18 protein-coding genes are annotated in these 16,764 nt (G+C 68.1%); 12 read left to right on the top strand and 6 right to left on the bottom strand.

Features of this window, described 5'->3' with window-relative positions:
- The first annotated feature begins 42 nt into the window (after positions 1 to 42).
- The 6 genes from A9X05_RS14255 (at position 43) to A9X05_RS14230 (ending at position 4,875) form a co-directional block, all read left to right on the top strand.
- Positions 43 to 840: an alpha/beta hydrolase gene (locus A9X05_RS14255; RefSeq protein ID WP_067751382.1), complete on the top strand. Its 798-nt coding sequence runs from the start codon at positions 43 to 45 to the stop codon at positions 838 to 840.
- A 7-nt stretch (positions 841 to 847) separates the two neighbouring features.
- Positions 848 to 1,630, top strand: coding sequence for an SDR family NAD(P)-dependent oxidoreductase (locus A9X05_RS14250; RefSeq protein WP_067751385.1), 783 nt, complete (start codon positions 848 to 850; stop codon positions 1,628 to 1,630).
- On the top strand, positions 1,627 to 2,496 hold the full coding sequence (locus A9X05_RS14245) for an LLM class F420-dependent oxidoreductase (RefSeq protein WP_067751387.1): 870 nt from the start codon (positions 1,627 to 1,629) through the stop codon (positions 2,494 to 2,496). The genes A9X05_RS14250 and A9X05_RS14245 overlap by 4 nt, the downstream gene beginning before the upstream one ends.
- The gene (locus A9X05_RS14240) at positions 2,496 to 3,227 is read left to right on the top strand and encodes a hypothetical protein (RefSeq protein WP_067782187.1); all 732 of its coding nucleotides are present in this window, start codon (positions 2,496 to 2,498) and stop codon (positions 3,225 to 3,227) included. The genes A9X05_RS14245 and A9X05_RS14240 overlap by 1 nt, the downstream gene beginning before the upstream one ends.
- Positions 3,228 to 3,310: 83 nt before the next feature.
- Positions 3,311 to 3,805 (top strand): lipoprotein LpqH, encoded by a 495-nt coding sequence (locus A9X05_RS14235; RefSeq protein ID WP_067782118.1) that lies wholly within the window; start codon positions 3,311 to 3,313, stop codon positions 3,803 to 3,805.
- A gap of 83 nt (positions 3,806 to 3,888) precedes the next feature.
- Complete coding sequence (locus A9X05_RS14230; protein ID WP_067782181.1) at positions 3,889 to 4,875, top strand: alpha/beta fold hydrolase; 987 nt, start codon at positions 3,889 to 3,891, stop codon at positions 4,873 to 4,875.
- A gap of 85 nt (positions 4,876 to 4,960) precedes the next feature.
- On the opposite strand, the gene A9X05_RS14225 is transcribed toward A9X05_RS14230, so the two are convergent.
- Together A9X05_RS14225 and A9X05_RS14220 are read right to left on the bottom strand one after the other, a co-directional pair.
- On the bottom strand, positions 4,961 to 6,163 hold the full coding sequence (locus A9X05_RS14225; RefSeq protein WP_067751391.1) for a cytochrome P450: 1,203 nt from the start codon (positions 6,161 to 6,163) through the stop codon (positions 4,961 to 4,963).
- A 16-nt stretch (positions 6,164 to 6,179) separates the two neighbouring features.
- The gene (locus A9X05_RS14220; RefSeq protein WP_067751394.1) at positions 6,180 to 6,833 is read right to left on the bottom strand and encodes a TetR/AcrR family transcriptional regulator; all 654 of its coding nucleotides are present in this window, start codon (positions 6,831 to 6,833) and stop codon (positions 6,180 to 6,182) included.
- Positions 6,834 to 7,024: 191 nt separating this feature from the next.
- Between A9X05_RS14220 and A9X05_RS14215 the strand changes: the two genes are divergently transcribed.
- On the top strand, positions 7,025 to 7,810 hold the full coding sequence (locus tag A9X05_RS14215; protein WP_067782114.1) for a spirocyclase AveC family protein: 786 nt from the start codon (positions 7,025 to 7,027) through the stop codon (positions 7,808 to 7,810).
- Positions 7,811 to 7,896: 86 nt separating this feature from the next.
- On the opposite strand, the gene A9X05_RS14210 is transcribed toward A9X05_RS14215, so the two are convergent.
- Positions 7,897 to 8,871 carry an LLM class flavin-dependent oxidoreductase gene (locus tag A9X05_RS14210; protein ID WP_067782111.1) on the bottom strand — a complete coding sequence of 325 codons (975 nt, stop codon included), beginning with the start codon at positions 8,869 to 8,871 and terminating at the stop codon, positions 7,897 to 7,899.
- A gap of 279 nt (positions 8,872 to 9,150) precedes the next feature.
- Here A9X05_RS14210 and A9X05_RS14205 point away from each other — a divergent pair, with 279 nt between their 5' ends.
- Both A9X05_RS14205 and A9X05_RS14200 read left to right on the top strand, forming a co-directional pair.
- Positions 9,151 to 10,245 carry a dihydrodipicolinate reductase gene (locus tag A9X05_RS14205; protein ID WP_067782108.1) on the top strand — a complete coding sequence of 365 codons (1,095 nt, stop codon included), beginning with the start codon at positions 9,151 to 9,153 and terminating at the stop codon, positions 10,243 to 10,245.
- A 9-nt stretch (positions 10,246 to 10,254) separates the two neighbouring features.
- Positions 10,255 to 11,454, top strand: a complete 1,200-nt coding sequence (locus tag A9X05_RS14200) for a MalY/PatB family protein (protein ID WP_067782107.1) — start codon at positions 10,255 to 10,257, stop codon at positions 11,452 to 11,454.
- Here the strand turns inward: A9X05_RS14200 and A9X05_RS14195 are convergent.
- On the bottom strand, positions 11,451 to 12,179 hold the full coding sequence (locus A9X05_RS14195; RefSeq protein WP_067782178.1) for a DUF2652 domain-containing protein: 729 nt from the start codon (positions 12,177 to 12,179) through the stop codon (positions 11,451 to 11,453). The two genes, A9X05_RS14200 and A9X05_RS14195, sit on opposite strands and share 4 nt — an antisense overlap.
- 114 nt (positions 12,180 to 12,293) lie before the next feature.
- Here A9X05_RS14195 and A9X05_RS14190 point away from each other — a divergent pair, with 114 nt between their 5' ends.
- Entirely contained in the window at positions 12,294 to 13,199 is a 906-nt protein-coding gene (locus tag A9X05_RS14190; RefSeq protein WP_067782106.1) for a haloalkane dehalogenase, read from the top strand.
- 109 nt (positions 13,200 to 13,308) lie between these two features.
- On the opposite strand, the gene A9X05_RS14185 is transcribed toward A9X05_RS14190, so the two are convergent.
- Positions 13,309 to 14,052, bottom strand: coding sequence for a 3'(2'),5'-bisphosphate nucleotidase CysQ (locus A9X05_RS14185; protein ID WP_067782103.1), 744 nt, complete (start codon positions 14,050 to 14,052; stop codon positions 13,309 to 13,311).
- 163 nt (positions 14,053 to 14,215) lie between these two features.
- Between A9X05_RS14185 and A9X05_RS14180 the strand changes: the two genes are divergently transcribed.
- On the top strand, positions 14,216 to 14,770 hold the full coding sequence (locus A9X05_RS14180; protein ID WP_082950371.1) for a hypothetical protein: 555 nt from the start codon (positions 14,216 to 14,218) through the stop codon (positions 14,768 to 14,770).
- 236 nt (positions 14,771 to 15,006) lie between these two features.
- Here the strand turns inward: A9X05_RS14180 and A9X05_RS14175 are convergent, their stop codons facing one another.
- Complete coding sequence (locus A9X05_RS14175) at positions 15,007 to 16,182, bottom strand: thiolase family protein (protein ID WP_067751442.1); 1,176 nt, start codon at positions 16,180 to 16,182, stop codon at positions 15,007 to 15,009.
- A 149-nt stretch (positions 16,183 to 16,331) separates the two neighbouring features.
- Between A9X05_RS14175 and A9X05_RS14170 the strand changes: the two genes are divergently transcribed.
- On the top strand, positions 16,332 to 16,724 hold the full coding sequence (locus A9X05_RS14170) for a hypothetical protein (RefSeq protein ID WP_067751424.1): 393 nt from the start codon (positions 16,332 to 16,334) through the stop codon (positions 16,722 to 16,724).
- Positions 16,725 to 16,764 lie beyond the last annotated feature (40 nt).

Here is a 16,764-nt window from a genome sequence, read left to right as displayed (position 1 = left end):
GCAGCCAAACCGGGGGGCGCGGCCCGACGAGGAGTCACGCTCATGCTCGAAGTGATCGAGAGAAGGCCGGGCGGCGAATCCCACAAGCCGCCGGTGCTGTTCGTGCACGGCGCCTGGCATGGCGCCTGGTGTTGGGACGAGCATTTCCTGGAGTTCTTCGCGGACAAGGGCCACCGAGCGCTGGCCGTCAGCCTGCGCGGTCACGGAAAGAGCCCGGCGCCCAAATCGATGCGGCTCTGCTCGATCGCCGACTTCGTTGCCGACGTTGCCGCCGTCGCCGACGGCCTGCCCGAACGGCCGGTGGTGGTCGGCCACTCGCTGGGCGGCTTCGTGGTGCAGAAGTATCTGGAATCGCACGACGCGGCCGCCGCCGTGCTGCTCGCCTCCGCGCCCCCGAGCGGCATCCTGGGATTCTTGGCCCGCCGATTGAAGCGACACCCGTGGTACACAGCCAGCGGCCTGGCGATGACCAAGTCGCTGCGGGGTGTCGGCGCCACACCGGAATTGGCCCGCGAAACCTTCTTCTCCCGGTCGCATTCCGAAGCCGACGTGGCGCGCTATACCGAAAAACTCTGCGAGGAGTACGCCCTGAAGATCGCGATCGACATGCTGTGGCACGACCTGCCCAGGCCGCGGCTGGTCACCACCCCACTGCTCGTGCTCGGGGCCCAGGACGACGTCTGCTTCACACCGCGGGAAGTGCGGGAAACGGCGGCCGCCTACCACACCGAGGCCGAAATCTTCCCTAAGATGAGCCACGACATGATGCTCGACCCAGGGTGGCTCGCCGTCGCCGAACGTATCCACGCGTGGCTCGAAACACGGGTGCCCGCACGATGACTGCTCCATGAGGGGCCGGCTCGACGGGAAGGTCGCGATCATCACCGGGGCGAGCACCGGCCTGGGACCCGTGCTCGGTTCGGTGTTCGTGCGGGAGGGCGCCCGGGTGCTGTTGGCCGCGCGGCGCGAAGAGCTCGTGCGCGAGGCCGCCCGCGCGGCCGGGCCCGGAGCCATCGCGATGCGCGCCGACGTCACCGACGAGCGTGCCGTCGCGGCCATGGTGGCGCGGGCCGTCGACGAATTCGGCCATGTCGACATCCTGTGCAACAACGCCGCCGCGCCCGGAGAGGACCGGTGGATCTGGGAGCAGACCCTGGACAACTGGAACGCCACGATCGCCATCGACGTCACCGCGGCGATGCTGTGCACCCGGGAAGTACTCAACCAGTCGATGCTGGCGCGCCGTCGCGGCGTGATCCTCAACTTCTCCTCCACGGCAGGCTATTCCGGCGTCGTCCGCAAGAGCCACTACGTCACCGCCAAGGCGTCGCTGCGGGCCTTCACCAAGGCGGTGGCGCTGGAGGTTGGGCCACACGGCATCCGGTGCAATTGCATCGTCCCCGGGGCCATCGACACCGAGCTATGGCGTCGGTGGGTGCAACGCACCGCCGACGAGCAGGGGGTGGACGTCGCCGCCCAGCGCGCGAAGGCGCTCAAAGGAGTTGCGCTGCAGGATATCTCCACCACCGAGGATGTCGCCAACCTGGCGTTGTTCCTGGCCAGCGACGAAAGCCGCACCATCACCGGCCAATCGATCCCGGTCGATGCCGGAGGGTACATGCAGGGATGAGCCCACAACTCTCGGTGGCCACGCCCGTGGTGACCATGTTTCCCAAGGCCAGCGGTGACTGGGAGAAACACGCCTCCATCGAGGAGCTGGCCCGCATCGCCGAGACGGCGGATCGGCTCGGCTACCACCACCTGACCTGCAGCGAGCACATCGCGCTGCCCGCGGCCGAGATGGGCCGCCGCGGCGCCCGCTACTGGGATCCGCTGGCCACATTCGGCTACCTGGCCGCGTGCACCCGGCGAATCCGGTTGGCCACCAACGTCCTGGTGCTCGGGTACCACCATCCGCTCGAGATCGCCAAGCGTTACGGCACTTTGGACAAAGTCAGCGACGGCAGGCTCATCCTCGGCGTCGGAGTGGGCAGCCTCAAAGAAGAGTTCGACCTTCTCGGCGCGCCCTTTGACGACCGCGGGCCGCGCGGTGACGACGCCCTCAAGGCGCTGCGCGCGTCGCTGTCGGTCCCGGAACCCACCTACCGTGGCGAGTTCTACGCCTTCGACGGCATGGTCGTGGACCCGTGCGCGGTGCAGCAGCATGTCCCGATCTGGGTGGGCGGCCGCACGTTGCGATCGCTGCGCCGCGCCGCGACGCTGGCCGACGGCTGGGCGCCCTTCAGCGTGGGACTGCCACAGGCGCGAGACTGGTTGGGCCGCATCGAGCTTCGTCCGGGATTCGAGATCGTCCTGCCCCCACCGGCACCGCTGGACCCGATCAACGAGCCGCAGCGCACCCGCGACGCCATCGGGGAAGCCGCCGCACACGGCGCCACGATCGTGCCCGCCGTCTTCCGGCACACCTCGCTGCAGCATTACCTGGACCAATTGCAGGCGCTCGCCGAGCTGCATGATCCCGGCGGCTCCGCGTGATACGCGTCCGGGCAGGCGTATTCAGCCTCACCGCCGCCGCGCCGGCCGACGACGACGGCAGCTACCTGCGTTGGCACCTGCTGGATCACATGCCGGAGCAGTATCAGCTACCCGGGATCGTGTACGGGTTGCGTTGGATCGCCGACGGCGACTACCCGCAGCACCGCCTGGCCGGAAACGGCCCCTTGGCCGAGATCGCCAACGCGGTGCACTACCTGGTCGGTGACCCCGTCGAGCAGACCTTTGACGACTTCGTCACGCTCGGCCGCGCGTTGCGCGAAAACGGCCGGTTCCCCGTCGTCCGGCCGTCGCTGCAAGTCGCCGGGCTTCGCCTGCTGCAGTGGCAATCTGCACCGCATGCGCTCATCTCCGCGGAGGTGGTGCCGTTTCGGCCGCACCGCGGCGTCGTCCTCATCGTCGAAGAACCCGTCGACGGGCGCCGCCCGGACGACTGGCTGCAATGGCTGCACGCCGAGCACCATCCGGCGCTGCTCGCCACGCCGGGCACGGCCGGCGCGTGGACCTTCGGGTCGAGCACCGGCTGGAGCCACCTACCGCGAGGGTGGCGCACGGAGTTCCAGTACATCACCGTCGTCTACCTCGACGCCGACCCGCTGACCACCACCGCCGCATTGGCGCCCAGCATCGAGGACCGGTGGCGATCGGGTGCCGTGCGGCCCTCGTTCGCCGGACCGCTCCGCGGCATGGTCAATTGGGAAGCCTGGCGATAAACCCATCGGTTGACTGGTCGCCAGGGAAAAGAGACCTTCCCGCAATGAAGAGGCCCTATAGTCCTGGCTGCAAAGGAGGTGAGATGACGAATCGGTACGTCTACGTGGCCGCCGGAATCGCGCTGGCGGCCGGGATGTCCGGCTGTTCCGGCAAGGAAAGCCATCCCGCACCGACCCCGAGTTCGACTCCCGCTGCGGTCACCACGACCGTCATGATCGACGGGAACAAGCACACGATGACCGCGCGGGTCGAATGCAGCAGTTCGGCGGCGCAACCGAACGCGTCTCCCCCGGAATCGGGGGATCTCACCACCCGGATCGGCGTGCACGACGACACGGCGTCGGTCTCGCTGGCCGTCTCGGACGAGAACCCGCCCATGGTCGACGGATTCGCGCTGTCGCTCACGCTGTCCGGCGGCCAGTACCAACTCCCCTATCAGGCCACCAAGTCGGCAACCCAGGTCCAGGCGACCAAGCAGGGCAAGAGTTACACGATCACCGGGACCGGCGAGGCGTCGACCCCGGGCCAAAGCGGCACGCGCCCGGTGACTTTCGGGGTGCACGTGACCTGCCCGTGAGCGCGGCGCGGCGGACCCGGTCTTCGTCCCCTTCCGCAAGCGGAGTGGTTGTCTACCGCGACCGCCTCTGCGATGCTGGCAGCTTGGACATCTTCGCGGAGTGGCAAAGCGGCGGCACGGAGCTGCGCTGGCGGTCGACCACCGCCGCCAACGACGGGCACGAGGTCGCGGTGTTCAGCCGCCGTTGCGGCACACCCGGCGCGCCCGCGCTGGTGCTCGTGCACGGCTTCCCAACGTCGAGCATCGACTTCTTCGCGCTGGCGCGCGAGCTGGGCTCGGAGTTCGACATCTACCTGCTGGACTTCCCGGGCTACGGCCTGTCCGACAAACCGGCTGAGCCGTACGCGTATTCGCTCTACGACGACGCGCGTCTGCTCGTGTACGCGATCACCCAGGTGTGGAACCTCACCGACTACCGCATGCTCACCCATGACCGCGGCAGCAGCGTCGGCATGATCGCCGTGGAGATGCTGGCGGCCCTCGATCCGCCGGCCGTACCGGTCGACCTCATCGTGACGAATGCCAACATCTACCTGCCGCTGTCGAACCTCACCGTCTTCCAGACCGCGTTGCTCGATCCCGCGACCGGGCGGCAAACCGCGGCGGCGACGACGCCGGACATGCTGGCCGCCGGAATGGGCGCCAGCACCTTCATGCCGCGGCGAACGCTGGACGACCCCGAGATCGCCGCGTTGGCGAAGTGCTTCGCCCACAACGACGGAATCCGCGTGCTGCCCGACACCATTCAATACCTCAACGAGCGCGCCGCTGACGAAACCGGTTGGCTGGAAGCGCTTTCCAAGAGCCCGATCAACACCACCGTGGTATGGGGGTTGCACGATAGCGTCGCGCCGCTGCGCGTTCCCAACCATGTGTGGCAGACGTATCTGAAGACCAAGCCCGGCCGCAACCGCTACTGGGTGGTGCCCGGCGCCGACCACTACCTGCAATGCGACGCCCCCGGCCCGCTCGCCGAGATCGTCCGTCTCACCGCCCGGGGCGGGGACATCCCGCTGCAGACGCTCGGCAACGAGCCCGACGGCGCGGTGCTGATCGACCAAAGCGCTTAACTTCGCCCCCCGAGTGTGCGCCTAGCCGCACGTTCGAGCTCGAGTGTGCGGCTGGCCGCGCACTCGCACCGGAGAGACCAGCGCTTCAGCCCGTGACGACGGGCAGCCGCGCCCAGCCGCGCACACTCGCGGTGTGCGCCCGCTGGGCGTTGGCGTAGTCGACCTCCCAGTCGGGCCAGCGCTTGAGGACCTCTTCGAGAGCTACCCGGCCTTCCATCCGGGCCAGCGCAGAGCCCAGGCAGAAGTGCAGGCCCTGCCCGAAGCTCAGGTGGGCGCCCTGGCGGTGGATGTCGTAGCGATCCGGGTCGTCGAAGTGGCGATCGTCGCGGTTGGCGGAACCGTTGAGCAGCAACATGTATGAGCCTTCGGGCACGACGGTGCCGTAGAGTTCGGCGTCCCGGGCGACGTACCGGGCCTGCACCGGCGACGGCGGTTCGTAGCGCAGGGTCTCCTCGACCGCGCCGGGAATCAGCGCCGGGTTCGCCACCAGTTCGCGGCGCTGATCCGGATGATCCGACAGCAGCTGCCCCATGTAGCCGATCAGCCGCGCGGTCGTCTCGTTCCCCGCGCCGGCGATCATGGCCGTGTAGGCCAGCACCTCGGTTCGCGACAACGGCCGCCGCGTGCCGTCGGGCTCGTCGACCTCGGCCCGCAGCAGATCGGTCATCAGATCGTCGGACGGGTGATCGGCGCGCCACTCGATGTACTCGGCGAACAGGGCGATGCTCTCCTCGAAAAGCTTCGCATTCACCGCGGCGGGGTCGCGCTCGTCAGACAACTCGATGTACGCCCCGCCGCGATCGCGAATCTTCTCCTGGTCCTGTTCGGGGATGCCCAGCAGGTACCCGATCGTCCGCATCGGCATCATCGCCCCGAGGTCGGCGATGAAATCGAAGCCGCCGGCGCCGACCAGCGGATCCAGCTCCCGCACACAGAATCCGCGCACCAGGTCCTCGACGGCCAGCATGCGCCGCGGCGTGAACACCCGCGACAGCAGGCGGCGGTGCAGGTCGTGCAGCGGCGGATCCTCGAACAACAGAATTCCCGGGGGCACTTCGATATTGGCGAACAGGATGTCGGCCGTGGTTCCGCGACCGGAGCGGTACGTTTGCCAGTTCGGCAGTTCGCGCGCCACGTCCTCGTAGCGGCTCAGCGCGTAGAAGTTGTATTTCTCGTTGTAGTAGAGCGGCGCTTCGTCGCGCATGCGCTTCCACACCGGGTACGGGTTGTCGTCGATGTCGGAATCGAACGGGTCGTAGTACAAGTCGACCACGCTGGTGCCTGACATTCTGGAATCCCTTCGCTCAGTCGTTTCGGTGCAGGAAGCCGTGCAGGATTGCCTGAACCAGTTCTTCGACGATCACCTCTCGCGACGGCGGCCTGGCGCCGAAATAGGTGGACCGCAACGCGGCCATGCCGGCGATCATCGCGACGGTCGAGTGGGCGGGCAGGTCGGGATGGTCGGACCGCAGGCCCCGCAGGTGCATGCCCTCGGCGCTGATCTGACCGAGCGCCCGGATCGCCTGCCTGATCTCCGCGATGCCGGCGTCGGCCTTCTCCTCCTCACTCAGCGCCTCCGAGGCCATCAGCGTCAACAGCAGGCCCTGGTGTTCGACGAACACGTCGTAGAGCTGCCCGACGAAGTGCCGCGCCAACTCCTTCTCGTCGGTCTCCTCCGGGACCACCGACTGCCAGGTCTTGCCGAACTCGTCGACGAAGGTGGTGAAGGGCAGGACGAGCGCCTCCCGGAACAGCGCCGCCTTCGAACCGAAGTGCCGAAACAGCAGGTGCTCGGTAACCCCTGCGGCCTGGGCGATTTCACGCGTCGTCGTGCTTCGGTAGTCCTGGCGGGCGAAGCGGGCCCGCGCCGCGTCGAGCAGCAACCCCCGCGGTGCGCCGCGGGGCCGGCGCGACGCCGCGGCCGACGCGCCGCGCTTCGTGGGTGGCCGCTGGGGCACGATCGTCGCTCCTGTCCGGGTGGTTGACTGCCTTTAGGATAGTGTGCACTATCTAAAGAGTCGAGCGTTGAAAGGGGTGCGAGCGTGGGCGCCGTGATCATGCTGGGCACGTTGTTCGGGTTGATCGCCCTGATCTTCGGGCTGGTGCTGCGCTTCGACCCGCAGGCACGCCGGACCCCGGGGAACGACCGGTGAGCTCCCAGATGACGCCCGTGATGCAGGCGGCCAGCGACTTCGCCCTCGTCGGCGGCATCACGTTCACCGCGCTCGGCGTGTTCTTGAGCGTTCGCCGGCGCCGCCTGCACCCGCTCCTGCTGCTGTGCATCTCGGCGATCTCGTTCTCGTGGATCGAGGCGCCATACGACTGGGCGATGTACGCGCAGTTCCCGCCGGCCATCCCGCGCATGCCATCCTGGTGGCCGCTGAACGTGACGTGGGGCGGGCTGCCCCTGTTCGTTCCGGTCGGCTACATCTCCTACTTCGTGCTGCCGGCTGTGACGGGCACGGCGCTCGGGCGGTGGCTGAGCGCGCGGTTTGGGTGGCGAAGGCCGCCAACCCTTTTGGTGGTGGGACTGATCGTCGGCTTCTGCTGGGCGCTCTTCTTCAACGGGTTCCTGGGCGCCAAGCTCGGCGTGTTCTATTACGGCAGGGTGATTCCGGGGCTGGCCATCCGCGAGGGGACCGTGCATCAGTACCCGCTCTACGACTCCCTCGCGATGGCGATCCAGATGATGGTCTTCACCTATCTGCTCGGCCGCACCGACTCGCAGGGACGCAACGTCATCGAGATGTGGGCCGCCAACCGGTCGAAGAGCCGCCTCGCATCTTCGCTGCTGTCCGTCGCCGCCGTGATCGTCATCGGCAACCTGCTCTACGGCGCGGTTTTCGCGCCGCACCTGGTGACGAAGCTGGGCGGGTGGGTGACCGCGGGGCCGACGGAACAGCTGTTCCCGGGCGTGCCGAACCAACCCGCATAGAAATCCGCGCGCCCAGCATGGGGTTGTCGGGCCGAAATGCGCGAATTCGGCTCAACAACTCGACGTTCGGATCCGGCTCGGGGAAGTCAGCCAAGCGCCTCGGGAAGCACGACGTCGCCCACGCGCTTCAGATACTGCCACGCGATCTCGGGCGGCAGCCCGCCGCACAGCGGCGACAGGTTGAGCACCTGCCCGGCACGGACTCGCGAAACAGCTTCTGGCACAGAGATAATCACGTGCGACTTCCCCGTCTCGCGCAGCTGGTCGACGGTGTCCACGTGGGAGAAACCGGCCGTCGTCTCGTCCCCTGGATTCCAGGCGGCGTAGGTGCGCACGTCGTGCAACAGGTGATCGCCGATCTCCTTCCACGCCTGGTCCACGTCGTCGGCGACGAACACCACCGAAGGGGTGTCGCGGCTGGGAAACATCGTCGGCCCCGGTGTATGGCCGTGTTCGCGGCACGCCTCCTCGTAGGCCTCCTGCATGCCCGGGGCGTTGGCGTTGCCGAGCATGCCCAGTCCGTACCTGCCGGCCCGACGCGCGGCGGCCAACGTTCCCCCGCCCCACATCATCGACGGACCGCCCTCGGTGAGTGGCGCCGGTGTCACCGCGATCCGGCGGCCGCCGTCGTCAACCGTTTCGCCCGCGAGCAGCCGGCGCAACAGTCCCAGCTTTTCGTCCGCGAGCCGGCCGCGCTTGCGGATTTCCAGCCCGAAGTGCTCGAACTCCTCGGGCCGGTACCCGAGGGCAAGCGTGTACGACGCGCGACCGCCGCTGACGAGGTCGAGGACCGTCATGTCCTCGGCCAACCGCACCGGGTCGTAGAACGGCAGAATCAGGATCAGGTTCATCGGCAACCGCTCGGTGCGCGCCGCGATGGCCGGCGCCAGCATCAGCGGCGACGGCAAATAGCCGTCCTCCGAGCCGTGGTGCTCGCACAGGACAGCGGCCAGAGCACCGTGTTCCTCGGCCCAGGCACACATTTCGGGCACCGCGGCGTACAGCGCGGCGGGTGGAGCCCCCCACGACGGGGCACGCATATCGAAGCGCAGTGTGTACACGGCAAACTCCTCGCTGGCCGAATCCGTTGCGACGTACGTTACACGTCTAGTCGAAGGCGTAAAGCGGAGCATGACCGCGATGCCCACCGAACTGAGTAGGCCGGGGCAGCGTAACCTAAGATTTGTTCTTTAAGATAGTGTGCGCTCTCTTAAACCCTTGACCGCGCGGCCCCGCGCTGTTAACTTCCGAATCGAACGTTGAGCGATAGCAGCCGGCCGCTGGCGTAAGGGCAACGGCCGCCTCAGCTTTCACCACACACCCGCCACGAGGAGGACGGCATGACGGCTCACCGCGTGGTGGTGTGGGCGACGGGCGGCATCGGGTCGATCGCCATCCGGACCATTCAGCGTCGCCCAAACCTGGACTTGGTCGGTGTGTGGGTGCACTCGCCGGAGAAGGACGGCAAGGACGCCGGCGAACTCGCCAACGGCGAGCCGATCGGTCTGGCCGCCACCACGGACGCGGACGCACTGATCGCGCTGAAGCCCGATTGCGTCATCTACGCCGCCAGCGGCCCGGAGCGCGACGCGCTGGCCATCCCCGACTACGTCCGGCTACTCGAGGCCGGCATCAACGTCGTCACGACCAGCACCACGCGGCTGGTCAACCCGCACGCCTACGAACCCGCGGAATGGCGCGACCAGCTGGTGGCCGCGGCCAAGCACGGCCAGGTTTCGCTGTACGCGTCGGGGATCGAACCCGGCTTCGCCGCCGACTACCTGCCGCTGGTGTTGTCCACCCAGTCGTCGTCCATCGAGAAGATCCACGCATTCGAGATCGGTCTGTACGACGACTACGGCGTCCCCGACATCATGAGCGACGCATTGGGTTTCGGCCGGCCGCTCGACTACCAGCCGTGGATCGGGTTTCCGGGGGCGATCGCCGGCGAATGGCAGGGACAGATCCGGTTGGTCGCCGACGCACTCGGCGTCGAGGTGCAGGAGGTCCGCGAATATTTCGACCGCGCGGTCACCGACCGGACGCTGGAGGTCGCCATGGGCACCGTCGAGGCGGGGACCTGTGGCGCGCTGCGCATGCGGGCGATCGGCGTGGTCGACGGCCGCGAGGCCATCGTCATCGAGCACGTCACCCGGCTGGCCCACGACGTCGCCCCGGACTGGCCGACCGGCATCGGGGACCTGTCCTATCGGGTGCTGATCAGCGGCGACCCCGACATCGATTGCACCTTGGCGGCGACGCTCAAAGACCCGCGCAAGGCCGGGGTGGCGGGGATGACGTCGGGCGCCGGCGCCATGGTCGCCACCGCCATGCGCGTGGTCAACGCCGTGCCGTATGTCGTTGCCGCAGAACCCGGGCTGCTGAGTTCGGTCGACCTGCCCCTCACGATTCCAAAGCACGCGTTCGCCACTTAGTCTGCCCGAGTGACGTTTAACCCACTCGAGGAACTCACGCTGCCACAGCTCCGGGAGCGCACCAGCATGAAGTGGCGCGCGCACCCGGACGACGTCCTGCCGCTGTGGGTCGCCGAGATGGACGTCAACCTCGCCCCGACGGTGGCCGACGCCCTGCGGCGGGCCATCGACATCGGTGACACCGGATACCCATGCGGCACCGCGTTCGCCGAAGCGGTCAGCGAATTCGCCTCGCGCCGTTGGCAATGGCACGACCTGGAGGTTGGCCGCACGGCGATCGTCCCGGACGTCATGCTCGGTGCCGTCGAGGTGCTGCGCTTGGTCACGGGCCGTGGCGATGCCGTCATCGTCAACCCGCCGGTGTATGCGCCGTTCTACGCGTTCGTGTCGCACGACGGCCGCAGGATCGTCGAGGCGCCGCTGGGCGCCGGGGGCCGGATCGATCTGGACGTGTTGGCGGAAGCCTTCGCGCGCGCCCGCGCGGGGGGCGGCAGGGCGGCGTACCTGTTGTGCAATCCGCACAACCCCACCGGGACGGTGCACACGGCCGAGGAACTCGGCGCGGTCGCCGAGCTGGCCCGCCGGTTCGATGTCCGGGTGGTGTCGGACGAGATTCACTCGCCCGTCGTCTTGCCCGGCGCCCGGTTCACCCCATTCCTGACGGTGCCCGGAGCCGAGAACGCCTTCGCCCTGATGTCCGCCTCCAAGGCCTGGAACCTGTCCGGCCTCAAGGCGGCGCTGGCCATCGCCGGACCGGAGGCGGTCGCGGACCTGCACCGGATGCCCGAGGAGGTCAGCCACGGGCCGAGCCACTTCGGCGTCATCGCCCACGCCGAAGCGTTCCGAACCGGCGACGATTGGCTCGACGCACTGCTGCGCGGCCTGGATGAAAACCGAACGCTGCTCGGCGATCTGGTCACCCAGCACCTCCCGGGCGTGAAATGCCAATGGCCGCAAGGGACTTACCTCGCCTGGCTGGATTGCCGGAAGCTCGGATTCGTCGAAGAATCCGCCGCGGGTCTGGCGGTGGTCGCCGACCTGTCCGGGGCCGCCCGGTGGTTCCTCGACCACGCTCGGGTGGCGCTCAGTTCCGGCCACGTCTTCGGAACCGGCGGCGCCGGCCATGTCCGATTGAACTTCGCGACCTCGCGGGCCATCCTGACCGAGGCCGTGTCGCGGATGGGCCGGGCGCTCGCCGACGCCCGCTAGGCGGGGATCTCCTCGGCGCCGCGGCCCAGGTTGCGGAAGCCCTCGGCGGGCTCCTTCAAGCCAAGCACGAACGGCAGCGAGCTCAGCTCGAGTTTCATCGTCGCCCCGAACCGCCGAAGAAAGCCGGACTCGGGCTGTGCGAGGGAAACCTGCGAGGTCGCGAGGTCGATGTAGTGCGTCGGCGTCTCCCCGATGTCGTCGAAGATGTGGGTCAGCGGTTTGCACTGGGAGCGCACCGATTCGTCGAGGCAGGCCGCGACGGAATCGGTCATCAGCACGTATTCGACCACGGGGACCATGTTTTTCAGCATGCGATGCACCAGGATGACGTCGAAGCCGGCGAGCTCCACGTGGCGCTTCACCCGTTGTTCGGCCACCTCACCCTGATGGACCACGAATTTCAGCGAGAGGTTATCCAACTGCGCGCAACTCGCGCACTCGCAGGCGAGGTCCTTCTTGAAGCGCTCGCGCCGCGCGATGAACGCCTCCCGCATCCGGGACAGCCGGTCACACACCAGCACTTTGGCGTCGCCGTCGGGCGCCCAGAAGAAGGCGGCGTCACCCTCGAGCTTCGCCAGCTTCAGCCCCCTGCCTGCGTCGATCACCGACTCCAGCAGGCCCGCCACCGTCAACTGCGCATGGGCTAGGTGCGTTCGGTTCCATTGCATGTAGTGGGTGTAACCGCTGATGTCCGCGATGACGAGGACCGCGCGCCGAATCGCCATGAACAAGCCAGTTTAATGTCCACACGACGTCTAGCCCAATGAAATCTCCCACTAGACGAACTCGCGTTGTCGCGAGAGGCTTGCAGAGGCGCCCGCCCACCGGAGGAGCTGAATATGCATGTGCTACGAACCCCGGACTCCCGATTCGAAAACCTGGAGGGCTATCCGTTCGTAGCGAACTACGTTGACGTCGCGGCAAGCGACACCCAGACGCTGCGCATGCACTTTCTGGACGAGGGCCCCGCCGACGGGCCGCCGATCGTGCTGCTGCACGGGGAGCCCACCTGGAGCTACCTGTACCGGACGATGATCCAGCCGCTGGCCGACGCCGGGAACCGCGTGCTCGCGCCCGACCTGATCGGTTTCGGCCGCTCCGACAAGCCCGGCCGGATCGAGGATTACACCTATCAACGGCACGTCGAATGGGTGACGTCGTGGTTCGAACGGCTGAACCTCAAGGACGTGACGCTGTTCGTGCAGGACTGGGGATCGCTGATCGGGCTGCGCATCGCCGCCGAACAGGGTGACCGCATCGCACGGCTCGTGGTGGCCAACGGCTTCCTGCCGACCGCGGAGCGACCCACCCCGCCCGCCTTCTACGCCTGGCGCGCGTTCGCGCGCTACTCCCCCGTGTTGCCCGCGGGCCGCATCGTTGCGGTGGGGACCGTGCGCCGGGTTTCCGCCAGGGTCAGGGCTGGGTATGACGCGCCGTTTCCCGACAAGACGTATCAGGCCGGTGCCCGGGCCTTCCCGCAGTTGGTGCCGACCTCACCGGACGATCCGGCGATCCCCGCCAACAGGGCCGCGTGGAAGGCCCTGGGCCAATGGGAGAAACCCTGCCTCGCCATTTTCGGGGCCCGCGATCCGATCCTCGGCAAAGCTGACCGTCCCCTCATCAAGCACATCCCCGGCGCCGCGGGCCAGCCGCACGCCCGCATCAACGCCAGTCATTTCATCCAGGAAGACTCCGGACCCGAACTGGCCGAACGCATTCTGTCCTGGCAGCAAGCGCTGCGCTGACGGCGTCAGCGGGTACTGACGAGCCGCACGACGCCCCGCATGACCACTCTGCTCGCGGGCCAGGAGGACATGCTCGTCGACATCGCCCTCGACCTGACCGGTGCGACGATCAGCCCGTGACGGCCAGCACGGCTTCCGCCAACTCGGGCCGGCAGACCACCAAATCAGGCAATTTCGGGTCCGACCGGTTGTAGGCGAGGGCGGACCCGTCGATGCGGGAGGTATGCAGGCCGGCCGCTCTTGCCACGGCCACCGGCGCGGCCGAGTCCCATTCGAATTGGCCGCCGGCGTGCACGTACACATCCGACAAGCCCTGGACGATCGATGCCACTTTGGCTCCGGCAGAACCCATTTCGACCAGCACCCCGTCCAGCGCGTCGCGGACGGCCAGCGCAACGGCCGGGGGCCGGGTGCGCGACACCACGATGCGCGGCTTGCCCGGCGCGGCGGGGGGCCAGGCCACCTCGGGGGTGGCCAGGGTGATCCCCTGCGCCGGCAGCGCCACCGCCCCGGCGACGAGCTCACCGGCCTCCCACAGCGCGACGTGGACCGCCCAGTCGTCGCGCCCGAGCTCGGAGAATTCCCGCGTCCCGTCAAGCGGATCGACAATCCACACCCGCTCCGAGCGCAGCCGGACCGGGTCGTCGGCGCCCTCCTCGGACAGCACCGCGTCCTCGGGCCGCTCGCCCGCTAGCGCCTCGATCAGAAAGTCATGGGATCGCTTGTCGCCCGCGGCTTTCCGCTCGCCTGCTTCCGCGTCTGCGAACTCTTCCCGGACCGTGAGCAACAGCCGTCCGGCCTCGGTGGCCAACCGCGCGGCCAGTTCGTGGTCATCCGTCAGCTGCAAGGCCATCACAATCCTTAAGTTGGCAGTGTTGACCAACTTTACCCTGCCATCGCGGCGCCGGCGGGCACCACCCCTCGCGGAATGTTCCGGCCGTAATCTGTTGATCGTGAGCGGGGGCAACGTTCCTTTGTTGGGTCGGCTGGGGCGCATTACGCGGGGGCGTCTGGTTGTGATCGGGATCGTCTCGGCGGTCGCGCTGGGCGGCATCCTCACCTTCGTGGTGCTGAAGCTGACCCAGGGTGACCAGGGCGTCAAGCCACCCACCGCCCAGCCGGCACCGCCGCAGAGCTTCGCGATCCCGGGCTGCTACAACCTGTCCGTTCCGCCCGTCGAACGGCCTAAGCGGCTCAACGTGCTGGGCTGCGCGAGCGTCGCCGTTGCGCTGCAAGACATGTCGTGGAGTTCGTGGGGCCAACAGGGCGCCGACGGCAGTGGCACGGCCGTGTTCAAGGTCTGCGATCCGAATTGCGCGGCCGGGTATCAACTCACCGAACCCGTAATCGTCCACGCGTGGAATCCACAGCCGCCGCGGCGCGAGGCCATCTGCCAGGTCGGCTTGAACATCTTCGCCGACATGATCCTGGCCTTTCCCAAAGGTGTTCCCCCGCCGACCGTGCAGAAGATGAACACCCAGTACAACGGGGAACCGGCGGTGCACTTCGCCAACTACTCGAGCGGCGACACGCGCGGAACGCAATTCATCGGCTACACGTACTGCAACTGATCGCCGCGCTCGCGATCGCCGCTGACCCGACGGCGGCGACCCGCTTCACCCGCAAGCGGGAGGTGCCCCCATCGCCCGGCTCCGCCGCGCTCGCGATCGCCGCTGACCCGACGGCGGCGACCCGCTTCGCCCGGCTCCGCCGCGCTCGCGATCGCCGCTGACCCGACGGCGGCGACCCGTCCCCCGCAAGCGGGAGGTGCCCCCATCGCCCGGCTCCGCCGCGCTCGCGATCGCCGCTAGACCTCGATCACCACGGCGCCGCCCTGGCCACCACCCGCGCACATGGCCGCGACGCCGATGCCGCCGCCACGGCGGGCCAGCTCGTAGACCAGCGTGGTCACCATGCGCGCGCCCGAGGCCGCGATGGGGTGGCCGAGGCTGCAGCCGCTGCCGGAGAAGTTCACCTTCTCCTCGTCGATGCCGTACTCGCGGCACGCCGCGATCGGCACCGAGGCGAACGCCTCGTTGATCTCCCACAGCGCGACGTCGTCGACCGACAGCCCGGCCCGCTGCAGCACTTTGCCGATGACCTTGACGGCCCCCAGCCCGGTGTCGCGGGGGGCGACGCCCGCGGCCGCCCACGCCCGGACCGCGCCCATGACATTGAGGTTTTCGGCCGCGGCGTAGTCGCGGTCCACGAGAGCCACCGCCGCGGCGGCGTCGTTGGTGCCGCTGCTGTTGCCGGCCGTGATCGAGAACCCCTCGATCTCGGGGTGCAGCACTTTGAGCGCGGCGAGCTTTTCGACGGTGGTGTCTCGGCGGGGATGCTCGTCCACGGAGAACTCGGTGACCGAACCGTCGAACTGGGTGACCTTCAGCGGGATGATCTCATCGACGAACTTGCCCGCGTCCATGGCCGCGATGGCGCGCTGATGTGAGCGGGCCGCCCAGGCGTCCATCTCTTCGCGCGTGATCCCGACCGCCTGGGCGGTGTTCCAGCCCACGGTGATCGACATGTCCTTGGCGGGCGCGTCCGGCGTTTCGACGTGCGTCGGCGGCATCCAGCGCTCCTCGAACTTGAGCTCCGGGCCGGGGATCCGCCAGTTGGTCAGCGGCGTCATCGACAACGACTGCACGCCGCCGGCGATCAGCACGCGTTCCATCCCGGAACCGATCTGCGCCGCCGCGTTGCCGATGGCGGTCAGGCTGCCCGCACAGTGCCGGTTCACCGACTGGCCGGGAATGTCCTCCATCCCCGTGGCGGTGGCGGCATACCTCGCCAAATCCCCGCCCCCGTAATGGGATTCAGCGAAGATGATGTCGTCGATGGCGGACGGGTCGACGCCGGAGCGGCGCACGACCTCCGGAAGCACCGTGGTGATCAGCGTCTCGGGTGGCGTGTTGACGAGCGTGCCCTTGAAGGAGCGGCCGATCGCCGTCCGAACCGCTCCGACAATGACGGGTTTGGCCATGTTCTCAACCTCGAACGGTCTGGCTGCGGTCGGCAGCGCGGGTGTCAGCAGATGACGCGAATCGTAACAAATACCGTATGGCCAATAGTAAACGGCCTGAGTTTCCGCCATCCCGATACCGACCGCGCGTGACAGGACACAATGGGTCGATGACAACCAGGCCAGTCGCCGTGCGTGACACCACCGAGCTCACCGCGTATCGCGTCGCGGCGATGCTCCTGGGCGTGGGGACGCTGCACTTCGTGGCGCCCAAGCCGTTCGACACGATCGTCCCGGCCGAGCTCCCGGGCAGCGCCCGCTTCTACACCTATGCGTCCGGAGTGGCCGAGGTGGGCATCGGAGCGGCGTTGCTGCCACGACGCACGCGGCGACTGGCCGCGCTCGCGGCCGCCGTGTTGTTCGTCGGCGTGTTTCCGGCCAACGTCAACATGTGCCGGCTGTGGTGGGACAAGCCCTGGCCGATGCGGATCGTCGCCCTGGCCCGGTTGCCCCTGCAGATCCCCATGATCACCACCGCACTCAAGATCAGCCGCAACAGCTGAGGGCACCCATCTTCGTCACATGCGCCACAGCCGTCGCTGG

The organism is Mycobacterium sp. E3298, assembly GCF_001666895.1.
In the GTDB taxonomy this organism is placed as follows: domain Bacteria; phylum Actinomycetota; class Actinomycetes; order Mycobacteriales; family Mycobacteriaceae; genus Mycobacterium.
The sequence above is the reverse complement of the archived record's forward strand: the minus strand, read 5'-3'. Positions and strand labels throughout refer to the sequence as shown.